This window comes from Aeromonas sp. SG16 (assembly GCF_024436135.1).
Lineage (GTDB): Bacteria > Pseudomonadota > Gammaproteobacteria > Enterobacterales > Aeromonadaceae > Aeromonas > Aeromonas jandaei.
Map to the genome: position 1 here is coordinate 58,509 of NZ_JANFNW010000013.1, position 20,141 is coordinate 78,649.

The 20,141-nt window shown below is 59.1% G+C and carries 15 protein-coding genes; 9 read left to right on the plus strand and 6 right to left on the minus strand.

What is annotated here, in order from left to right:
• The first annotated feature begins 89 nt into the window (after nucleotides 1-89).
• The 3 genes from NOM67_RS20725 to NOM67_RS20735 are packed head-to-tail and all read left to right on the plus strand — an operon-like array spanning nucleotide 90 to nucleotide 7,545.
• Nucleotides 90-4,328, plus strand: coding sequence for a transporter substrate-binding domain-containing protein (locus tag NOM67_RS20725; protein ID WP_255939905.1), 4,239 nt, complete (start codon nucleotides 90-92; stop codon nucleotides 4,326-4,328).
• Entirely contained in the window at nucleotides 4,321-5,532 is a 1,212-nt protein-coding gene (locus tag NOM67_RS20730) for an EAL domain-containing protein (RefSeq protein WP_156852478.1), read from the plus strand. Before NOM67_RS20725 ends, NOM67_RS20730 begins: the two co-directional genes overlap by 8 nt.
• Nucleotides 5,533-5,571: 39 nt before the next feature.
• On the plus strand, nucleotides 5,572-7,545 hold the full coding sequence (locus tag NOM67_RS20735) for a methyl-accepting chemotaxis protein (protein WP_156852477.1): 1,974 nt from the start codon (nucleotides 5,572-5,574) through the stop codon (nucleotides 7,543-7,545).
• A gap of 33 nt (nucleotides 7,546-7,578) precedes the next feature.
• Here NOM67_RS20735 and rfaH read toward each other — a convergent pair whose 3' ends face one another.
• From rfaH to metN, 4 genes are all read right to left on the minus strand, one after another.
• Nucleotides 7,579-8,079: a transcription/translation regulatory transformer protein RfaH gene (rfaH, locus tag NOM67_RS20740; protein ID WP_041210416.1), complete on the minus strand. Its 501-nt coding sequence runs from the start codon at nucleotides 8,077-8,079 to the stop codon at nucleotides 7,579-7,581.
• 95 nt (nucleotides 8,080-8,174) lie between these two features.
• Nucleotides 8,175-8,975 carry a methionine ABC transporter substrate-binding lipoprotein MetQ gene (metQ, locus tag NOM67_RS20745; RefSeq protein WP_041210417.1) on the minus strand — a complete coding sequence of 267 codons (801 nt, stop codon included), beginning with the start codon at nucleotides 8,973-8,975 and terminating at the stop codon, nucleotides 8,175-8,177.
• Nucleotides 8,976-9,000: 25 nt separating this feature from the next.
• On the minus strand, nucleotides 9,001-9,654 hold the full coding sequence (locus NOM67_RS20750) for a methionine ABC transporter permease (protein WP_201912191.1): 654 nt from the start codon (nucleotides 9,652-9,654) through the stop codon (nucleotides 9,001-9,003).
• Nucleotides 9,635-10,678, minus strand: a complete 1,044-nt coding sequence (metN, locus tag NOM67_RS20755) for a methionine ABC transporter ATP-binding protein MetN (protein ID WP_255939910.1) — start codon at nucleotides 10,676-10,678, stop codon at nucleotides 9,635-9,637. The genes NOM67_RS20750 and metN overlap by 20 nt, the downstream gene beginning before the upstream one ends.
• 483 nt (nucleotides 10,679-11,161) lie before the next feature.
• Between metN and NOM67_RS20760 the strand changes: the two genes are divergently transcribed.
• Nucleotides 11,162-11,617: a hypothetical protein gene (locus NOM67_RS20760; protein WP_255939912.1), complete on the plus strand. Its 456-nt coding sequence runs from the start codon at nucleotides 11,162-11,164 to the stop codon at nucleotides 11,615-11,617.
• A 90-nt stretch (nucleotides 11,618-11,707) separates the two neighbouring features.
• Here the strand turns inward: NOM67_RS20760 and ppgK are convergent, their stop codons facing one another.
• Together ppgK and queG are read right to left on the minus strand one after the other, a co-directional pair.
• Entirely contained in the window at nucleotides 11,708-12,451 is a 744-nt protein-coding gene (gene ppgK, locus NOM67_RS20765) for a polyphosphate--glucose phosphotransferase (protein WP_255939914.1), read from the minus strand.
• A gap of 111 nt (nucleotides 12,452-12,562) precedes the next feature.
• Nucleotides 12,563-13,717: a tRNA epoxyqueuosine(34) reductase QueG gene (gene queG / locus NOM67_RS20770; protein WP_255939916.1), complete on the minus strand. Its 1,155-nt coding sequence runs from the start codon at nucleotides 13,715-13,717 to the stop codon at nucleotides 12,563-12,565.
• Between the two features lie 60 nt (nucleotides 13,718-13,777).
• Here queG and NOM67_RS20775 point away from each other — a divergent pair, with 60 nt between their 5' ends.
• From NOM67_RS20775 to miaA, 5 genes are read left to right on the plus strand one after another with little or no spacing between them, the layout of a single operon-like run.
• Complete coding sequence (locus NOM67_RS20775; RefSeq protein WP_255939918.1) at nucleotides 13,778-15,289, plus strand: NAD(P)H-hydrate dehydratase; 1,512 nt, start codon at nucleotides 13,778-13,780, stop codon at nucleotides 15,287-15,289.
• Nucleotides 15,290-15,300: 11 nt separating this feature from the next.
• Complete coding sequence (gene tsaE / locus NOM67_RS20780; protein WP_041210423.1) at nucleotides 15,301-15,774, plus strand: tRNA (adenosine(37)-N6)-threonylcarbamoyltransferase complex ATPase subunit type 1 TsaE; 474 nt, start codon at nucleotides 15,301-15,303, stop codon at nucleotides 15,772-15,774.
• Complete coding sequence (locus NOM67_RS20785) at nucleotides 15,765-17,318, plus strand: N-acetylmuramoyl-L-alanine amidase (protein ID WP_255939921.1); 1,554 nt, start codon at nucleotides 15,765-15,767, stop codon at nucleotides 17,316-17,318. The genes tsaE and NOM67_RS20785 overlap by 10 nt, the downstream gene beginning before the upstream one ends.
• A 17-nt stretch (nucleotides 17,319-17,335) precedes the next feature.
• The gene (gene mutL / locus NOM67_RS20790; protein ID WP_255939923.1) at nucleotides 17,336-19,207 is read left to right on the plus strand and encodes a DNA mismatch repair endonuclease MutL; all 1,872 of its coding nucleotides are present in this window, start codon (nucleotides 17,336-17,338) and stop codon (nucleotides 19,205-19,207) included.
• On the plus strand, nucleotides 19,197-20,126 hold the full coding sequence (gene miaA / locus NOM67_RS20795; RefSeq protein WP_255939925.1) for a tRNA (adenosine(37)-N6)-dimethylallyltransferase MiaA: 930 nt from the start codon (nucleotides 19,197-19,199) through the stop codon (nucleotides 20,124-20,126). The genes mutL and miaA overlap by 11 nt, the downstream gene beginning before the upstream one ends.
• Nucleotides 20,127-20,141 lie beyond the last annotated feature (15 nt).

Sequence of the window (20,141 nt, forward strand, 5' to 3'; positions counted from 1 at the left end):
GGAACTGTTTGTTTTCTCACCGGCTAGAGCCATTATCTAGAGGGTCGAGGATGAATCGTATTGGCCTCACTCATCAGGACAAATAGCTCATGTCTCGCGCTTGTCATCTCCTACTGATTTTTTGCTCACTGCTTCTGCTGAGTTGGCATGTTGCTGCAGAGTCATCGCCCGAAGAGGAACAAAGAGCGGTTGATGAGCAGGGCTTCTCTCAGGAGCTGGTGGTGGGTGTCCCCCGTGGGGGTTATCCCCCCTTTATCTACGAGGTGCCATCGAAACAGTACGCCGGTCCACTCAAGGAGCTGGCCCTGCGGATTGCCGCCGAGATGGGATTAACGCTGCGTTGCGTATCCTTTAACTCTTATATCGAAGCTCAGGAAGCGCTGAAGAAGGGGAAGGTTGATGCGCTGGTCGGGGTGGAGCTTGATGCTTTGCCGGTGGAGGGGGTGAACCATATCGGTCACCTCGGCTCTTATGGCCGCGCTATCCTGATGCAACATCCCAACCAGCGGTTAACGATCGAGCAGGCAAAAAAAATGCGCTGGGTTTGTATCCGCGGGTTTGGCAGTTGCCGTGAGCTGGCATCGCTGGGAATGCCCAACGTGACCCAGGTCGAGAGCCGTGATGAGGCAACCTATATGGTCAAGCTGGGTCTGGCTGATGGTTATCTGGCGCTGGGCCCTATTCTGGTGCGGGAGCTGCAGCGCCTCCCGGACACCATGGGGATTGCGACTCCTCGCTGGTTGAGCAGCAGCGCCCTGACGATTGCGACCAGCTCAAATAATAGTGAGCTGACAGAGCGGATCTGGCAGGCATATCAGAGGATCCCGGTGACCGATTCCCGCCTGCGCCTGGCGGAGGGGGATAGCCGCTTCAAGGTCGATCTGCTGCTGGAGCCTGCCGAAATGGCATGGTTAAAACAGAAAAAAGTGATCCGGTTTGCCGTCGCTCCCTCTTTTTCCGGTATCAGCGAGATCGATGAAGAGGGGAGATTGCACGGGTATGCCGCTGACCTGATGAAGCTTATCAGCCTGCGTTCCGGTGTCCGGTTTGAGCTGGTTCCGACCCGCACTTGGCAAGAGTCCATCGAACTACTGCAAGCGCACAAGATTGATTTGATCCCTCTGATGACTCCCCTGAAGGATCGGCGGGAGTTCGCCTCCTTTACCTCCTCTTACCTCAAGTTTGACAGCTACATCGTTGCCAGGAGCGGTGCTCGCAGCTTGAAATCTCTGGCTGATTTAAAGGGGCGTCAGATCGGGGGGGTGACAGGTTCCTACGAGGCATCGTTGATTCGCAACTTTGGCGGGAAGATTGTTGAGGTTGGCCGCGATGCAGATCTTCTGAAGTTGCTCGACTCGGGCAAGGTCGATTATGTACTGCTGACCATGACCAACCTTGGCCAGCAGGCGATGAAAGGATTCAACGAGAAGTACCAGGTTGTGCTGGGGAGCCCCGAATTTTCGGTGCCGATCAGTATGGCGGTCGATATTGCACAGCCCGAGCTGACCAGGATTATGGACAAGTTGCTGCAGACCATTACTGATGAAGAGTGGCAGCTGTTCGATCGCCGCTGGCTCAACATCTCGGTCAATATGGCGGTGGACAATAGCCCTCTATACAAATGGCTGGCCTTTGCCGTAGCGGCTCTTGGTACCTCGGGTCTGCTGGTGTTGCTGTGGGCGCGCAGCCTGCGTCGTCAGATTGCTCAGCGCAAGGTTGCGGAAAGCAAGTTGAATGAGCAGCTCTCTTTTGTGCAGACACTGCTCAACTCCTTGCCGACAATGGTGGCGCTGCGTGACAACGAGCAACATATCACCCTTTGCAATCAAGCCTATCGCGAGACCTTTTTCATCGAGCATGATGGGCAGCAGCGAGACGATCTCGCGCACATGCCCGAGCCGGTTCGTCGCCAGATGGTACAGGAGGAGCGAGCCGTCTGGCAGAGTGGCCGCAAGCTGGAGGGGGCGGGCAACAGTGTGCGGGCCGATGGTTCACCGTTTCATGTGATGTACGTCAAACTTCCCTATCGCGACCCGGCAGGCAAGATGTTGGGGGTGTTGACCGTGCTCACCGATGTCAGCCAGATCAAGGATGCGGAGGCGCGGGCGCGCAAGGCGGAAACCCGCCTGACCCAGATTACCGACAGTATGCCGGGCATTGTCTACCAGTATCTGTGGCAGGGGCCGGGCAAGGGACGATTTCTCTATGCCTCCCAGGGGGCTCGCGAGATCCTCGGGGTCAGTCATCAGGAGCTTTTTGCTGCCGAGTCGGGAGGAGAGATCTTCGGGTTTACCGAGGAGGCGTTGCAGGACTTTGTCAGCAAGGTGGCCAATCATGCCGAGACCCTGGCCCCGCTTGATCTGGAGGTCAAAGTCGAGCGGCCGGAGGGGGATCGCTATCTGCAGGTACGTGGCAGTTTCGTGCGCCAGGAGCAGCAGGAGCTGATCCTCAACGGGGTGATCCAGGACATTACGGCGCTCAAGCTGCAGGAGCACCAGTTGCGCGAGGCGCAAGCCTATGCCGAGCAGGCCATGCAGGCGCGTAGCCGCTTTCTCGCCACCATGAGTCACGAGTTGAGAACCCCCATCTCCGGTATGCACGGCATGCTGGAGCTGTTGCAGATGAGCGAGCTGGATGACGATCAGCGCTACATGGTGCGCAATGTCGTCACTTCAACCAACAACCTGCTCTATCTGGTGAATGACATCCTCGACTTTTCCAAGATAGAGGCTGGCCAGTTGCGATTGCACTATCAGGTCTGTCGCGTGCAATCCGTTATTTGTGACGCGATCCGTGGCCATGCGACGCTCGCGCATAGCAAAGGGTTGCAGGTGGTGCTGGAGTGGGGTCAATCCATGCCCGATCAGGCCGAGATGGATGGCGTCAGGGTAGGACAGGTTATCTCCAATCTGCTCAACAATGCAGTCAAGTTCACCGAGCAAGGGAGCATCACTCTTGCTGTTAACTACCTCGACGGGTTGTTGAGCATTATGGTCGCCGATACCGGTATCGGGATTGCCGAAGAGAAGCAGGCGCTGCTCTTCACTCCTTTTGAACAGGTGGAGTCAGACATCAATCGCCGCTTCGGTGGTACAGGGCTGGGGCTGGCCATCTGCGATCAGCTGGTGCGGAAAATGGGGGGCAACCTGCATCTGGTCAGCAAGCCGGGTGAGGGGTCGAGTTTTACCTTCACCGTACCGCTGCAGAAACCACAATGGGATCTGCCAGCTTTGGCTGGGAGCGAGTGGTGGTATTTCAGCAACGATCCGGTGCTGGAGATGGCCATGAGACGTCTTGGTGCCAAGCTCAAACCCATTGAAGCGTCGAATTTCAGTGATGATTTGCAGGGATTGCTGCTGGCAGACGAACTTTGGCTGGAGCAGACGCTGGGGCCCGAGTGGCAAAGCTGGCTTCAACAAAGGGCTCTCAAAGGGATCATTGTGTCTCCCCGCGAGGCGCTTCGCGGGCGTCTCGGTGCTGCTCACTGGTGGCGACTGGGACTCTCACCTCTTTATCCGGATCTGCTGCTGGAGAGTTGCAACGAATTGCTCAATGAGCAGGTTACCCCCATGCTCACGGCACTTGGGGAGAAGCTGGGAGGGAGGGTGCTGGTGGCCGACGATCATCCGGTCAACCGTGCTCTGCTGGCCAGACAGCTCGCCATTCTCGGGATAGAGGCGCAGGTGGTTGAGGATGGCGAGAAGGCTTTGCGGGCATGGCAGGGGCAGGATTTCTCTCTGCTGCTGACTGATTGTCATATGCCGGTGATGGATGGCTATAGTCTGGCCAGAGCGTTGCGAGCCCAGGGAGTGACTGCGCCCATAATCGGGGTAACGGCTGATACTTCGGAAGAGGCGAGTGCGCGGATGGTTGAGGCAGGCATGAGTGACATGCTGTTCAAGCCATATCCTCTCGAGACCCTGCGTCAACTATTGGCACACTGGCTGACTGATGTGGCTACAGTCTCAACAGAAGGACCCGCAGAACAGCAGCAAATCGCCGAGCAGGCGGAACGCTGGCAAGGGCTCTTTGGTGATGAGGAGGCTGCCCGGGCGATGGCAAAAGAATATCTCGATTCCAACCGTCAGGATGGCAAGGATATGATGGTGGCACTGACTTGCCACGATACTCAGGCGCTGGTAGAAACGGCCCACCGTATCAAGGGGGCCGCACGCATGGTGGGGCTGCAAGAGCTGGCAGCACAGGCCGCCAGACTCGAATCGGCCGCACGATTGAAGCAGACGGAGGAGCTGGAAGAGTTGGTTTGCGGGGTACAGGTATTGATGAACGCAATCTCCCACGAAATTGGATTATGGCTCGATGAATAACGTACACGATGAATTGGTCATCATGGTTGTCGAGGACCATGCGTTTCAACGCAAGGCCCTGATGCACCAGATCCGTGACCTGGGTTATCAACAGTTGCTGGAGGCTCGTGATGGGCAGGAGGCACTTGAGCTGTGCCAGCGTCACTCGGTTGATATCCTTTTTTGTGACCTGCGCATGCCCGGCATGGATGGAATGGCGCTGTTGCGCCGCCTCTCCCTGGGAGGATTCAGCGGAGGCATCATTCTCTCCAGTGCATTGGAGGATGACGTCGTGGAAGCTGTGCTGCGGATGAGTGCCGCCTATGGTTTGCAGGTGCTGGGCCGTATCGAAAAACCATCGACCAAGCAACAGTTAAAAGTGTTGATCGAGTCGTGGTCTCCTCGTCAGGAGCAGGCCCAAAAAGAGGATGGGCATCGGCTTGGGCTGGATGAACTGCGACGCGCGCTGGATGATGACCAAATCGTCCCCTGGTATCAACCGAAAGTCAGCTTTGCCACCGGCGAATGGGTCGGGATGGAGGCTCTGGCACGCTGGCAGCATCCGGAATATGGCCTGGTCTCGCCGGGTCGCTTCATTCCGCTGGCGGAAAACAACGGGCTCATAGATCAACTCACCGAAATCATCATCAACAAGTCGCTGCGCGATGGTCATCTCTGGGAGGAGACCGGTCTATCACTCAACTTGTCGATGAACCTTTCAACCACCTCGCTGATTGAGGGGGATCTCTGCAACTCCCTGATCGCGCAATGTCAGCGCTGGAGCATCAATCCAGAACTGATCACTCTGGAAGTGACCGAGAGCTCCTTCGTGCAGGATGTGGGCAAGTCGCTGGAAGTGCTGACCCGACTGCGGATGCATGGATTCGGTCTCTCTATCGATGATTTCGGCACCGGCTACTCATCGATGCAGCAGTTGGCCCTGTTGCCTTTTACCGAGTTGAAGCTGGATCGATCCTTCGTCGATCGCTGCTACGCAGATCCATCCCGTCTGGCCATTATCGAGTCCAGTATCGAGCTTGCCCGCAAGCTGGGGCTTAAATCGGTGGCGGAAGGGGTCGAGGATGAGTTGACCTGGCAACAGTTGGCAAAACTTGGATGTGACGTGTGTCAGGGCTTTTTCTCTGCCAGACCGATGCCGCGCAGTGAATTGCAGGAGTGGCACCGCTCCTGGCAGGAGAGATTGCCTACACTTATATCGATCTGATTCTTTTGGCCTGCGGGCCTCATCTGAACAAGGATGTTCATGAAAATCTCACACAAGCTTCTGATCAGCTTTGGATTTATCAATCTTCTGATCGCCCTCTCCTCTGCGCTGGTCTACTACCGTCTAAACCAGATCAATCAATCCCAGCAGATGCTGTTGGCACAGGCGCTGCCGGCTCTGCAGCGGGATGAGGCCAGCCAGAAAGCGCTGGTCGCCACCGTCTCGGCTCTGCGTGGTTATCTCATTCTTGGCAAGGACCCCGCCCAAGCAGCCAGATTGAAGCAGGAGTGGGAGGGGGCCTGGCAGGTTATTACCAGCCAGCAGTTTGATGTGGGGTTGGTACAGTCACTCAAGAGTTTCAAGAGCAGTCAGGAAAAGGTATGGGCGATTGCCCACACAGAGGAGAATCTGCCAGCACATACCCTGATGCTGCAGGAGGCCGGGCCGCTTGCCGAAGCTGCGCTCGATCAGCTGCAATCTTTCGCCAATGAAGAGGTGGCGACTCCTCAGGATCAGCTATCGGGAGATCGCCGCATGTTGCTCAAGCAGGTGGGAGATGCCTACAACAGCTTGTCAAATGCGCTCTCCGCCCTGCGAGATTTTCTTATTTCCGGCGACCCGGAATATCGCAGCAAGTATGAGGACTATTACAAGTTCCATCAGCAACGGGTGGCGGAACTCAAGCAGCAGTCCAGTCTCTTTTCCGAAACCGAGCGCAGCCTCTGGCAGCTGTTTGAGGAGATGGGTACCCCCTTCTCGGAGCTGGTGGGCCAGGTCATCAGCAAGCGGCAAGCACCGGATTGGGATCAGGCCAACTATCTGATGGCAAAAGAGATTGAGCCGATGCAGGAGATCCTCTACGAGCGGTTGGCCAAACAGGTAGGGGAGACCCGCAGCAAAGTAACTGCAATCTCAGGAGAGATGACGCAGGCTGGCCACTCCATCACTCGTACTCTGTTGCTGGCAACGGGGAGTTCCATCGTGCTTGGCATGCTGGTGGCGTGGCTCTTCAGTCGTCGTTTGACTCGTGACATTGCCAGTCTGGTTGTGCGGGCAGGTGAGGTCGCCGACGGCAAGCTGGCTGCCAACCCCTTGCCCGTACTGAGGCAGGATGAGCTGGGCGGTTTGACCGGCTCCATCAACCGGATGTCGGCCCAGCTGCGCAATCTGGTGAGCGAGCTGCAGGGGGCTGTGGGACAGGTAGACGTCGCCTGTCAGGATGTTGGCAGCACAACTCAGGCGATAGTGACCGATTTGACCGCGCAGGATATTCGGGTAAAAGCGGTCGCCAGCGCTATCGAGCAGATGTCGGTCAGTACGAAAGAGGTGGCGGGCAATATTGCCAATGCAGCCGATAGTGCCCATCAGGTGCAGCAGCAAACCCGGCAGGGACAGAATGCATTGGCACGGATGACAGATGCCATGCAGCAGATCGCCGCCATGATTGGGCAAGCCAATCACGCGATGGGATTGCTTGAGAAGCAGAGCGAGCAGGTCGGCCAGATCACCGAAGTTATCGCCACCATTGCCGAGCAGACCAACTTGCTGGCCCTTAATGCGGCAATAGAAGCGGCGCGGGCCGGAGATCAGGGACGCGGTTTTGCCGTGGTCGCCGATGAGGTACGTCAGCTGGCAACCCGCACTCACCAGTCAACCGCCGAGATCAGCCAGACCATTAGCGCCATTTCCCAGCAAACCCGCCAGACCGTCACCACTGTGAGCGGTGGCACCCAGCTGGTCGAGCAGGGGCGTGATGCAGTCGGGTTGGTAACCGAGACGTTGAATGCGATGAACCAGCTGGTGCAAGAGCTATCTGGCCAGCTGGAGGCCATCGCAACGGCGACCGAGCAACAATCCAAGGTTGCCGCCGAAGTGGCTGGAACGGTAGAGGATATTGCCGCTCTGAGCCGCCAATCCTGTCAGCAGAGCCAGCAGGGTGAGGGCATCGTCGCCCGTCTGGCGGGTGATACCGGCAAGTTGACGGCAGTGATCGCCCGTTTCGAGCTGGAGTGACGGGGGGGGGGGGCAGGACATCCTGCCCACCTCTTAGTCGATACGTCTGAAGGCGTGGTTTTCGAAGCTGCTGGTGGTCTCTTTATTGAGCAGACTGACCAGCAGAATGGCCCGTTTCTCCCCATCCGGCTCCATATAGATGGCTTCAAACCCTGCCAATGGCCCCTCTTCAATCAATACCTTATCGCCCGCATTTGGCAGCTTGGCGTAGCTGGCTCGCGCCTCGTCGCTGTCATCGCGGCTCATCAGCTGATAGACCAGCTTGTTGCTGATGGGCGTCCATTCACTGCCGAAGTGGATGATCCGGCTGATGCCACGGGTCGATTTCAGGGTGACCGGAGTTACCTCTTCCAGATCGACGTAGATGAAGAGGTAGTTGGGAAACATGGGTTCCTTTACCGGGACTCGCTTGCCCCGACGCAGTTTCTCGATTTCCACCATGGGGTAGTAGGATTCGATGCCCTGGGCATCGAGGTGGGCGCGGGCGCGGGCCTCTTCCTTTGGCTTGCAGTAGGCCAGATACCATTTTTTCATGTGATGTTATATTCGTGTTGCCGTGCTCGCCGATATGATAGCGGCGGCAATAAAAAAGGCCACGCATTGCGTGGCCTTTTTTGTCGAGTGAGCAATTACCAACCTTTTACCAGGCCGCCTTTGAACAGCTCCAGCCCTTTCTTGTAGACATCATCGGTCTGGAAGGCCTGTACGAACTGTTTGACCTTCTCGTCATCCTTGTTGTTGTCGCGGGCGACGATCAGGTTGACGTAGGGGGACTCTTTGTCTTCAACAAACAGGCCATTTTCGGTCGGGGTCAGACCAATCTGGCCGGCAAAGGTGTTGTTGATGATGGCGAGATCCACGTCTTCCAGCGAGCGCGGCAGCTGGGCAGCTTCCAGTTCAACGATCTTGAAGTTGCGCGGGTTGCTGGCGATATCGAGTACGGTCGCCTCCAGACCAGCACCATCTTTCAGGGTGATCAGGCCCTGCTTGGCCAGCAGGATCAGGGAGCGGCCAAGGTTGGTCGGATCGTTCGGTACCGCGATCTGGGCGCCATCTTTCAGCTCGCTCAGAGACTTCAGCTTCTTGGAGTAACCGGCGATCGGGTAGACGAAGGTGTTGCCGACCGGTACCAGTTTGAAGCCGCGATCACGTACCTGTGCATCCAGATAGGGTTTGTGCTGGAAGGCGTTGATGTCGATGCTGCCATCGTTCAGCGCCACGTTCGGGGTGACATAGTCGGAGAAGTTGACGATCTCGACGTTCAGACCATATTTCTCTTTTGCCACCTTGGCGGCTACTTCGACCAGCTCGGTCTCAGGGCCGGCAATGGCGCCTACTTTCAGGGTCTTGTTCTCTTCCTTTTGACCGCAACCGGCCAGTACCAGACCAGCCAGCAGGGCTGCCGCAACGGATTTGATGCCAAATTTCATAAAACCTCCTGTCAGAAATCGACGATTAACGATGATCACATTTGTTGACCAGGCGCTCACCCGCGCTCTGGATAAGTTGAACCAGCACGACCAGTATCACGACGGTGACCAGCATGACGGTCGGATCGAAGCGCTGATAGCCGTAACGGATGCCCACATCACCGAGACCACCACCACCGATGGCACCAGCCATGGCTGAGTAGTTCACCAGCGTGACGAGGGTAATGGTGACGCTGTTGAGGATGCCGGGCAGGGCCTCGGGCAGCAGCACCTTGGTGATGATTTGCAATGGCTTGGCGCCCATCGCCTTGGCCGCTTCCAGCAGGCCGTCGGGGACTTCCATCAGGGCACCTTCCACCAGACGGGCGATGAAGGGGATGCAACCGACGGTCAGCGGCACGATGGCGGCGATGGTGCCGATACTGGTGCCGACAATCAGCCGGGTCAGCGGAATAATCGCGACCAGCAGGATGATAAAGGGCACCGAGCGACCCACGTTGACCACCATGCCCAGGGTGCGGTTGAGCAGCGGGTTGGCCAGGATCTGGCTAGCTTTGGTCACATGCAGTGCCACGCCGAGCGGCAGGCCGAGCAGGCAGCCAAACAGGGCGGAGGCAAACACCATGATAAGGGTGTCGCCCAGGGCCGTGATGAGCAGATTAATCATGGCTTCGGACATAACCCATTACCTCCAGCTGAATGTGATTGTCGATGAGGAACTGCTGGGTCGCCTCGCACTGGGCTTCATCCCCGAACAGCTCGGCCAGCAGGAAACCGAATTTGACGCCACCTGCGTACTCGATGTCGGCACTCAGAATGCTGATATCGATATTGAAACGGCGGCTCGCCTCGGAGATGAGGGGTGTATCGACCGTGCTGCCGGTAAAGCCAAGCTTCAGCAGCGGGTAGCTGTCGGGCACTCGCTCATTGCTCATCCGATCCTGATACTCCTGCGGTACCTCCAGATGGATGGTGGAGCGAATGAAATCGCGGGCCAGCTGGGTCTTGGCATTGCTGAAGAACCAGGCCACTTCGCCCTGTTCGATCAGGCTGCCGTCGCTGATGATGGCCACTTCGTCACAGATCCCCTTCACTACATCCATTTCGTGGGTGATGAGCAGGATGGTAAGCCCCAGCTTGACGTTGATCTCCTTGAGCAGGGTCAGGATCGAGCGGGTGGTCTGCGGATCGAGTGCCGAAGTGGCCTCGTCACACAGCAGCACTTTGGGGGCAGGGGCCAGCGCCCGGGCGATGGCGACCCGCTGTTTCTGGCCGCCGGAGAGTTCGGATGGATAGGCGTGGGCACGGGCTTCCAGCCCGACCAGCGCCAGCAGCTCTTCGACCCGGCTCTTGATCTGATCCTTGTTCCAGCCTGCCAGCTCCAGCGGAAAGGCGATGTTGGCAAACACGGTTCGGGAGGCGAGCAGGTTGAAGTGCTGGAAGATCATCCCGATCTGGCGGCGGGCCTGGGTCAGATCCCGTTCGCTCAGGGTGACCAGATCCTGGCCATCGACAATCACCTGGCCCTCAGTCGGGCGCTCCAGCAGGTTGACACAGCGGATGAGGGTACTCTTGCCGGCACCGGAGGCACCGATCACCCCGAAGATTTTGCCTTGGGGTACATGCAGACTCACGTCACGCAGGGCGTGCACGGCGTCACTGCCTGTACCGTAGACTTTGTTGAGACCGATCAACTTAATCATGGATTCTTCCGTGCTAACAGCCTTACAGCACAGGGCGCTACAGGCGAGAAAATTGGGCAGAGGTTTCACTAGGTTGCACTGCCATCATGGGGGATGATGCTAAGATGTCCGGATGGCTGTGTCAACGCATGTTTTTACGTCTAGACGTCTAAAAAAGTGATAAGGATTTTCAGTTGGCAGATAAGCAATAGCAGGGTTTGGCGTTATTCCATATTGAATTTCGCTTTGAAGCCAAAGAGCCGAATTAAAGTTGGCTGATGGCGTGTGATGCTCTGTTCTATTAGGTATCCCTGTCGCGACTATCCGGCTGTGGAGCCTACCCCTCACAAGCCCCAGAATTGCATAAAGTTGAACCCCCTGTCTGCCCACTTATATATACCTCGGCCAATTTTGATGCAGCGCAAGAAGATGCCGGATCGTGATTGGGGCTTGGCTGGCCGTTTTTTATACTGAGGTTGCGGATTTCCCATGGAGGGCAGAGCGATGAGATTCCAACAGATCAAAGAGTTGCTGCACTACCTCGAGCAGGTGCATCACCAGCTAGGTCTCTGTTACCGGCGTCTGGCCAATCAGGTGGATAGCGAACGCTGCCGGATGTTGCTGGTCTATCTGCAAGGGCGGGAGGATGCCGCCAGTGTCCATCTGCAGGAGTACGCCAGCCAGCTGGGCGGCCCGGTGCGGGAGACCTGGCTGGATCAGAGCTTTAGCGAGGACATGTTGCCAGCGATTATGTGCTGCGAGTTGCCTGCTTCAGCCAGAACCGAAGATATCGTTGCCCTGGTTTGCCGCTGGGAGGAGCAATTGATTGGTGAACTGGGTCATCTGGCCCGGGAGTGCCCGACTCGGAGCACGGCTGAATTGCTGGATAATTTGGCCCGACTGGAGCAGACCCGCCTGACCCGCTTGGTGCACGGTGCTCACCAGCTCGATGACTTGTAGCAAGGACAGAGGGTCGATCACCAGATAGAGAGAGCCCGGCATTGCTGCCGGGCCCTCTCTCTATCTGGTGATCATGGCACCGATGTGCAATCAGCCCTGATGTCGTTCGGCGGCGTAGAGTGCCGCGCCGATAATTCCGGCCTGGTTGAGGCTGGCTGCGGGAATGAGCGGTGCCCGGGTTTCGATGCGATCGACGAACTTCTCCAGTTTGGCTGCGCTGCCGCCGCCCAGAATGAAGAGGTCGGGGGAGAAGAGAAACTCGAGGCGAGCCAGATATTTGTTGAAGCGTTTGCCCCAGCGTCCCCAGGAGAGATCCTCGCGTTTGCGCACTGCGTCGGAGCAGTAGTGCTCGGCGATCATCCCTTCCAGCATCAGATGGCCCAGCTCGGTGTTGGGCAGCAGGTGACCGTTGACGAAGACAGCGGTGCCGATGCCGGTGCCGACCGTGATGAGGATGATAACCCCCTTGCGATCCTTGCCGGCACCAAAGCGCATCTCGGCCAGACCGGCGGCGTCGGCATCGTTGAGCACATAGCAGGGCTTGCCGGTGACATCGGCAAACAGGTGCTCGGCATCGGTCTCAATCCAGCTCTTGTCGATATTGGCTGCGCTCTTGGCAATGCCGTTGTGGATGGTAGCCGGGAAGCCGCAGCCCACCGACCCTTTCCAGTCGAAGTGTTCCACCAGCGCCTTGAGGGTATGGGCAATGGCGGCCGGGGTGGCCGGCTGTGGTGTGGCAATGCGATGGCGCTCGCCAATCAGCTCACCGGTTTCGGTATCGACCAGACAGCCCTTGATCCCCGAGCCTCCAATATCCACTCCCAACATTTGCATCTGTGATGTCCTTTTTGTGTGCCGACCATTGTTGCTCAACCATGGCGTGCTGATCTTTGTGGGTCGGCAGAGCATGAAAAAACTGCTGCAATCCGGCAAGGGGCAGATCACTCAGGCGTGATCCGGCAGACCTTTTTCGATGCAACGGATCAGCAGGCGGGTTTTCTTGTTCGTTTCATCCTGACGTCTGGCCAGCGTTGCCAGCGCCCATTCAATATGTTCGGCCACCATGGGCTCTGCTTCCGGCAGCGCTTGCTGCAGAGCGGCTATCACCTCCGGGCCGGTCGGGCCGTTGCCAAGGGCTACCGCCAGATTGCGGCGCCAGCGTTGATAGCCGATGCGGCGGATTGGGCTCCCCTCGGTATGTTTGAGGAACTCGGCCTCGCTCCAGCGCCACAGCGCCAGCAGGGGCGGGCGATGCAGGCTGGGGCGGGGGCTGAAATCGGGTTCCGGGCTGGCATCTGCGTAGCGATTCCACGGGCAGATGAGCTGGCAGTCGTCGCAGCCATAGATGCGGTTGCCCATCAAGGGCCTGAACTCTTCCGGAATAGGGCCGTCGTTCTCGATGGTGAGATAGGAGATGCAGCGGCGGCCATCCACCACATAGGGTGCGACGATAGCGCTGGTGGGGCAGATGTTGATGCAGGCGACACACTTGCCGCACTGCTCTTTTTCCACCGGCACATCGATGGGGAGTGGCAGGCTTACCAGCAGCTCCCCCAAAAAGAAGAAGGAACCGGCGGACTCATTGAGCAGCAGTGAGTGTTTGCCAACCCAGCCGAGGCCAGCCTTGGCGGCCAACGGCCGCTCCAGCACGGGAGCGGAGTCGACAAAGGGGCGCCACTCACCAAGGGGGTCAGACGTGCCTTGAAACAGCTCGGCGCAGCGCGCTTCGATTCGGTCACCCAGCTGTTTGAGGCGATTGCGCAGCACCTTGTGGTAGTCGCGGCCGAGGGCGTAGCGGCTGATATAGCCGAGAGTCGGGTCGCGCAGGGTGGCGGCAAAGCCTGCCTCGAAGGGGAGGTAGTTCATTCGCACCGAGATGACCCGCAAGGTGCCCGGCAGCAGCTCATGGGGGCGGGCGCGCATCATGCCGTGACGCGCCATGTAATCCATGGAGCCGTGATAACCGGCGTCCAGCCAGGCCTGCAATTTCGGCTCTTCGGCCCGCAGATCCGTGTCGGTGATGCCAACCTGGTCAAATCCTAGCTCGCTCGCCCAGAGCTTGATATCTTGAGCCAGCTGGTTGAAATCAGGTGTTGTCATGCTGCATGGCATCCCGGCACTTGAGCACTTGGAGCGAAAGAGAGCAGATCGGGAGCCATCATGGTAGAGGTCATCGGGGACGCTTGGTGCAAAAAAGTGGGAAGCAGTCTATCACAGGGGCTGTGGTCGACTGAACAGATCCGCTCGCGAGAGCGGCGCTGGGCCGAGCGTGAGGGGCAACCCCTCTATGCGCTGATGGAGCGGGCAGGGCTGGCGCTTTGTACCTATGCCTGCAGCCACTGGCCCGCGAGCAACTGCTGGTGGATTTTTGTCGGCCCCGGCAACAATGGCGGCGATGGCTATGTGCTGGCCCGCCTTGCCCGTGAACGTGGCCTTGAGCCGGTGGTGATCGCCGCTCGCTCTCCCGACCAACTGAAAGGGGATGCCAGGATCGCTGCCGACAGCTGGCTGGCGGCAGGTGGTGAAGTCTGGCTGGCAGAGCAGTTCGACCAGACGCTATTTCCTCCTCCCGATCTGGTTGTCGATGCCCTGCTTGGCACCGGTGTCAGTACACCTCTTGCTCCGTTACTGACAAAGATCGTCGCAACAATCAATGAGTTGGCTGCACCTGTGCTGGCGGTCGATCTTCCTTCTGGCCTCAACGGCGACACCGGCAGGATCATGGGGGCTGCCGTGCGGGCGACCCGAACTCTTACCTTTATCGGTATCAAGCAGGGGCTGCTCACCGCTGACGGGGTCGATGTGACCGGTCAGCTCGATTGTGACCCGCTTGGTGTCATGCCTGATGAGGAGATTCACCCCGCAGCATGGCGGCTCGATTATCCGGTGCTGCAATCCTTGCTGAGCCCGCGTCAGCGCTCCTCGCATAAGGGTTCCCACGGCAAGGTGTTGCTGGTGGGCGGAGAGTGCGGCATGCAGGGGGCCATTGTGCTGGCTGGCAGGGCCTGTCTGCGGGCTGGTGCTGGACTGGTGCGAGTCAGCCAGCACCCTGCATTACCCGCAGTCAGCCTCTATCAGCCTGAATTGATGAGTCTGCAGGAAGAAGATGACGGCGGTTGGGCCTCGGTTCGCGTCATTGGCCCCGGGTTGGGTCAGGGGGAGTGGGGCAGACAGCAGTTTGCCCGCCACCTTACCGAACAATTGCCGCTGGTTTTGGACGCCGACGGGTTGAATTGGCTGGCGCAATCTCCCCGCCATCAGGATAATTGGGTGCTCACTCCGCACCCTGGCGAAGCGGCGCGGCTGCTGGGGTGTTCCATTGCCGAGATTGAAGCAGACCGGTTTGCCGCCGTGCGGGCGCTGCAACAGCGTTACGGCGGAGTGGTGCTGCTCAAGGGGGCGGGGACTCTCATCCATGATGGCGAGCGGCTTGCCTTGTGCAATGAAGGCAATCCCGGCATGGCAAGTGGCGGCATGGGCGATCTGTTATCTGGTATAATCGCCGCCCTTTTGGCTCAGGGTTGGTCTGCCACCCTGGCAACCTGGCTGGGGGCCGTGATCCACGGCGAGGCAGCCGATCTGGCTGCTGCTGATGGAGAGCGTGGCATGCTGGCATCAGATCTGCTGCCCTTTATCCGCAAGCTGGTTAATCCCGACACCATAACAAGTTAAAAAAGAAGAACATGGCAAAACAGTTGATGATGACACTGCCGGACGAGGCAGCAACAGTGGCTCTGGGAGGCCGTCTGGCAAAGGCTTGCCAGCAGGCGACGACCGTGTTTTTGCACGGGACGCTCGGGGCTGGCAAAACAACCCTGACCCGTGGCTGGGTGCAGGGGCTTGGCCATCAGGGCAAGGTGAAAAGTCCGACTTATACCCTGGTGGAACCCTACGAGCTGGAGGGGTGGCAGGTTTACCACTTCGATCTCTATCGTCTGGCCGATCCGGAAGAGCTGGAATTCATGGGAATTCGCGACTATTTTGCCGCCAATACCCTCTGTCTGGTGGAGTGGTCGGAGAAGGGCGAGGGCTGGTTGCCGGCGCCTGATCTCGAAATCACCCTCACTTATGTAGGCGAGCAGCGCGAAGCTCTGATTGAAGCTCGTTCTGCTACTGGCGAAGCTATTCTGGAACGGTTGTCATCCACGTGCGTTTGATCCTTGTTATTGCTCTCTCCCTGATGGCGTTACCCTCCTGGGCTAATCAGCTCAAGAGCGTGCGGATTTGGCCATCACCTGATAACACCCGGGTGGTGCTCGACATGAGCAGCGCCCCCGATTTCAACTATTTCACCCTGACTGGCCCCGATCGGCTGGTGATCGACATGAAAGGGGCGAGCAACGCCACCAATCTGGCGCGGGTCGAGAACAGCAGCGAACTGGTGCGTAAAATTCGTGAAAGTTCGCCGCTGGAGAAGGGGGGGCTGCGTCTGGTGCTCGACCTCAGCTCTGCCATCAAGCCGGTAGTCTTTCCGCTGGCGCCTGCCGGCCCCTATGGTCACCGTCTGGTGATCGACCTTCCCTATGAAGAGAAGCGCTCGGCTGCCGCGGTGCAGTCCACGCCGGTTGGCGGCAAGGGCAAAGGGGTGGTGATTGCCATCGACCCAGGCCACGGCGGTGAAGACCCTGGCTCCATCGGCCCGCGCCGTACCTATGAGAAGCGGGTGACCCTGGCGGTCTCCCAGAAACTGGCTGCACTGATCGACCGCGAGCCGGGCATGCGCGCCGTGCTGACCCGCCGCAGTGACTACTTCGTTGATCTCAACAAGCGTTCCGAGATCGCGCGCAAGGCCAAGGCCGACCTGCTGGTGTCGGTGCACGCGGACAGCTTCCACAACTCCACCCCGCGTGGCGCCTCGGTCTGGGTACTCTCGACCAACCGCGCCAACCGCGAGATGGGCAGCTGGCTGGAGAAGCAGGAGAAGCAGGGTGAGCTGCTGGGTGGTGTCGGCAAGGTGTTGGCCGAATCCGATCCCAACCCCTATCTGGCGCAGACCTTCCTCGACCTCTCGATGGACAAGTCCCGTGCCGAGGGTTATGACGTCAGTCGCCAGATCCTGCGCTCGCTGGGCAAGGTGGCACGGCTGCACAAGAGAGCGCCCGAGCACGCCAGTCTGGCGGTGCTGAAGGCCCCTGACATTCCCTCTGTGCTGGTTGAGACCGGCTTTATCTCCAACCATGCGGAAGAGCAGCTGCTGGCTACCGCCAGCTATCAGGATCAGCTGGCTCGCGCCATTTTCGAGGGGATCCGCAACTACTACCGTGCTCACCCGACCAAGGGGGCCATGCTCACTGGCAAGGGGGTCGCCAGCGTCCCGGCCGCGACCCATAAACAGGTGGCTGTCAGCAAACCTGCGCCAGCCAGGCAGGTTGCGAGCAAGTCGGCTCCAGTTCAGTCCCAGCCGGTTGTGACCAACCGGATGCCGGCGACGGTGCGCGACAGTGGAAGCGCTTCTGGCAGCTCCTCCGGTGCCGGGGTGATCAAGCCTTATTCCGAGGCGGCCAAAGAGACCGGCGCTCCGGTCACCAGCGTGCAGGAAAACGAGAAGTCGCAGATGATCCGCCACGTGGTCACGCGCGGTCAGAGCCTCTCGCGCCTGGCCGAGAAGTACGGCGTGAGTCAGGCGAGACTGGCGGAGATCAACAAACTCAAGTCACGGGAAATCCAGATAGGGCAGGTGCTCTATATTCCCAAGCAATAACTGAGCGGGAGCTAGCGATGCCGATCCGTATTTTGCCACCTATTCTGGCCAACCAGATTGCCGCCGGAGAGGTGGTGGAGCGGCCCTCCTCCGTGGTCAAGGAGTTGGTGGAAAACAGTCTGGATGCGGGCGCCGACCGGGTCGAAATCGATATCGACAAGGGGGGCGCCAAGCTGATCCGCATCCGTGACAACGGCTGCGGCGTTGCCAAGGATGAGCTGGTGCTGGCGTTGTCGCGCCACGCTACCTCCAAGGTGGCGACCCTCGATGATCTGGAGGGGATCAACAGCCTGGGCTTTCGTGGCGAGGCGCTCGCCTCCATCAGCTCGGTCTCCCGCCTCACTTTCACCTCCCGCACCGCCGAGCAGGCCGAAGCCTGGCAGGCGCAGGCCGAAGGGCGCGAGATGAGCGTCACCGTCAAGCCGGCGGCCCATCCGGTGGGCACCACGGTGGAGGTGGTGGATCTCTTCTTCAATACCCCGGCGCGGCGCAAGTTCATGCGCAGCGAAAAGACCGAGCTTGCCCATATCGACGAGCTGGTGCGCCGCATCGCGCTCTCCCGCTTCGATGTCACCCTGATCCTGCGCCACAACGGCAAGGTGGTGCGCCAGTACAAGGCCGCCAATACGGTGCCGGAGCAGGAGCGGCGTCTTGCTGCCGTCTGCGGTACCCCCTTCATGCACCATGCGCTGGCAGTCGAGAGCGAGCACAGCGATGTGCGGTTGTGGGGCTGGCTGGCGACCCCCGAAGGCGCCAGACCGCAGAACGATCTGCAATACACCTATGTCAATGGCCGGATGATGCGCGACAAGCTCATCAATCATGCCATTCGTCAGGCCTATGACGAGCTGCTGCCCGCCGACCGCTTTGCAGCCTATGTGCTCTATATCGAGCTGGATCCCCGTCAGGTGGATGTCAACGTTCACCCTGCCAAGCACGAGGTGCGCTTCCATCAGGCGCGGCTGATCCACGACTTTATCTTTCAGGCACTCTTTACCGCCTTGCGCCGCGAAGGCCGCGCCGTCAATGAGCAAGAGCAGCCGCTGGCCGAGACGCTGGTCGAGCTGCCGGTCAGCCCACAGATCGAATATCCCGGTCAGGCACCGCGTACCGAGTGGTATGGCGCCGAACACAGCTATCGGGCGCCTGCGCAGGTGCGGGAAGGGAGCGGTGGTGGTGCAGGCCGGGCCAGCAATTATCAACCACCCGAGCCGCCGAGCCGGGAGGCGATGCGTGGCATGGGGGCCTTGCTTACCACGCTGCCCATCGCCACAACCGCTTCAGCTCCCGAGTCGGGTATTGCCACTCAGACGGTTTCAAAACAGGGCGGGTGCCGGGCACTGACTCTTGTGGAGCAAGCTTATCTACTGTTCGAGCGGGATGGTCAGCTGGCGCTGCTCTCGCTGATACGCGCCGAGCGTCTGCTGCTGCGCCACTGGCTGCTGGAGACCTGGGGCCAGGGGCTGGCAGCCCAGCCGCTGCTGTTGCCTGTTTCCTTCAAGCTGCCGAAGAACCTGAGTTCGCTGGTAGAAGAGCAGGAGCGACTGCTGAAACGGATGGGGCTGGAGTTGAAAAGCGGGGGGCGTGACACCATGATCCTGACGCGGGTACCTGCTCTGCTGCGTCAGACCGATCTGGTGCGTCTGTTACCCGAATTGCTGCAAATTATCGAGGGCGGATCTGACAGTGATGCTGGCCAGCAGGCTGAAGTATTATGCCAATGGCTGGTGGAGCAGGGGATAAGCCGCGAAAAAATATACGATTTTTCAACTGCCAGTCGTCTGCTGACGGAACTTGTGGCCGATTTCAGTGACCAACTGGCAGATATTCGCATGGCCCGCCCGCTCTCGCTGGCGGCTGTGCTTGAGGAGTTTGAACATGGCGAGTGACTTGCCGACCGCAATTTTTTTGATGGGGCCGACGGCCTCCGGCAAGACGGATCTCGCCATTGAACTGTGTCAGGTGTTGCCCTGCGACATCATCAGCGTCGATTCGGCGCTGATCTATCGCGGCATGGATATTGGCACGGCCAAGCCGACCGCCGATGAACTGGCACGAGCCCCGCACCGGCTGATCGATATCCTCGATCCCGCCATGAGTTATTCGGCAGCCGATTTTTGCAAGGATGCCCTGCGGGAGATGAAGGAGATCGCCGACCGCGGCCGCATTCCGCTGCTGGTGGGCGGTACCATGCTCTATTTCAAGGCGCTGCTGGAAGGGCTCTCTCCGCTCCCTTCTGCCGACACCGTCATTCGGGCCGGAATAGAAGAGGAGGCTGCCCGCCTTGGCTGGCAGGCGCTGCACGATGAGCTGGTGCGTATCGATCCGGTCGCCGGGGCGCGTATTCATCCCAATGACCCGCAGCGGCTCAGCCGGGCGCTCGAGGTTTACCGCATCAGCGGCAAGACCCTCACCGAGCTGACCCAGGTGCAAGGGGAGGCGCTGCCCTATCGGGTGCAGCAGTTTGCCATCGCCCCGAGCGATCGCGCCGTGCTGCATCAGCGGATCGAACAGCGTTTCGACAAGATGCTGCAGGGGAATTTCGAGCAGGAGGTGCGGGCGTTGATGGCTCGTGGCGATCTGACCCCGGATCTCCCCTCCATTCGCTGTGTAGGTTATCGCCAAATGTGGGACTACCTGAACGGCGAGATAGAGTATGATGAGATGCGTTATCGTGGCATTGTTGCCACTCGCCAGTTGGCAAAACGGCAGATGACCTGGTTGCGCGGTTGGGCCGATGTGACCTGGCTGGAATCCGGTGAGTCTGACAACCTCGCCCGCGTGCTTGCTCGCGCTGGTGCGGCTTGACACTCCCTGTATAAT

Bases quoted from the DNA above. Each gene is read 5' to 3' on its own strand.
- NOM67_RS20725 (WP_255939905.1), top strand. From the start codon at position 90: ATGTCTCGCGCTTGTCATCTCCTACTGATTTTTTGCTCACTGCTTCTG.
- NOM67_RS20730 (WP_156852478.1), top strand. From the start codon at position 4,321: ATGAATAACGTACACGATGAATTGGTCATCATGGTTGTCGAGGACCAT.
- NOM67_RS20735 (WP_156852477.1), top strand. From the start codon at position 5,572: ATGAAAATCTCACACAAGCTTCTGATCAGCTTTGGATTTATCAATCTT.
- rfaH (WP_041210416.1), bottom strand. From the start codon at position 8,079: ATGAAAAAATGGTATCTGGCCTACTGCAAGCCAAAGGAAGAGGCCCGC.
- metQ (WP_041210417.1), bottom strand. From the start codon at position 8,975: ATGAAATTTGGCATCAAATCCGTTGCGGCAGCCCTGCTGGCTGGTCTG.
- NOM67_RS20750 (WP_201912191.1), bottom strand. From the start codon at position 9,654: ATGTCCGAAGCCATGATTAATCTGCTCATCACGGCCCTGGGCGACACC.
- metN (WP_255939910.1), bottom strand. From the start codon at position 10,678: ATGATTAAGTTGATCGGTCTCAACAAAGTCTACGGTACAGGCAGTGAC.
- NOM67_RS20760 (WP_255939912.1), top strand. From the start codon at position 11,162: ATGAGATTCCAACAGATCAAAGAGTTGCTGCACTACCTCGAGCAGGTG.
- ppgK (WP_255939914.1), bottom strand. From the start codon at position 12,451: ATGCAAATGTTGGGAGTGGATATTGGAGGCTCGGGGATCAAGGGCTGT.
- queG (WP_255939916.1), bottom strand. From the start codon at position 13,717: ATGACAACACCTGATTTCAACCAGCTGGCTCAAGATATCAAGCTCTGG.
- NOM67_RS20775 (WP_255939918.1), top strand. From the start codon at position 13,778: ATGGTAGAGGTCATCGGGGACGCTTGGTGCAAAAAAGTGGGAAGCAGT.
- tsaE (WP_041210423.1), top strand. From the start codon at position 15,301: ATGGCAAAACAGTTGATGATGACACTGCCGGACGAGGCAGCAACAGTG.
- mutL (WP_255939923.1), top strand. From the start codon at position 17,336: ATGCCGATCCGTATTTTGCCACCTATTCTGGCCAACCAGATTGCCGCC.
- miaA (WP_255939925.1), top strand. From the start codon at position 19,197: ATGGCGAGTGACTTGCCGACCGCAATTTTTTTGATGGGGCCGACGGCC.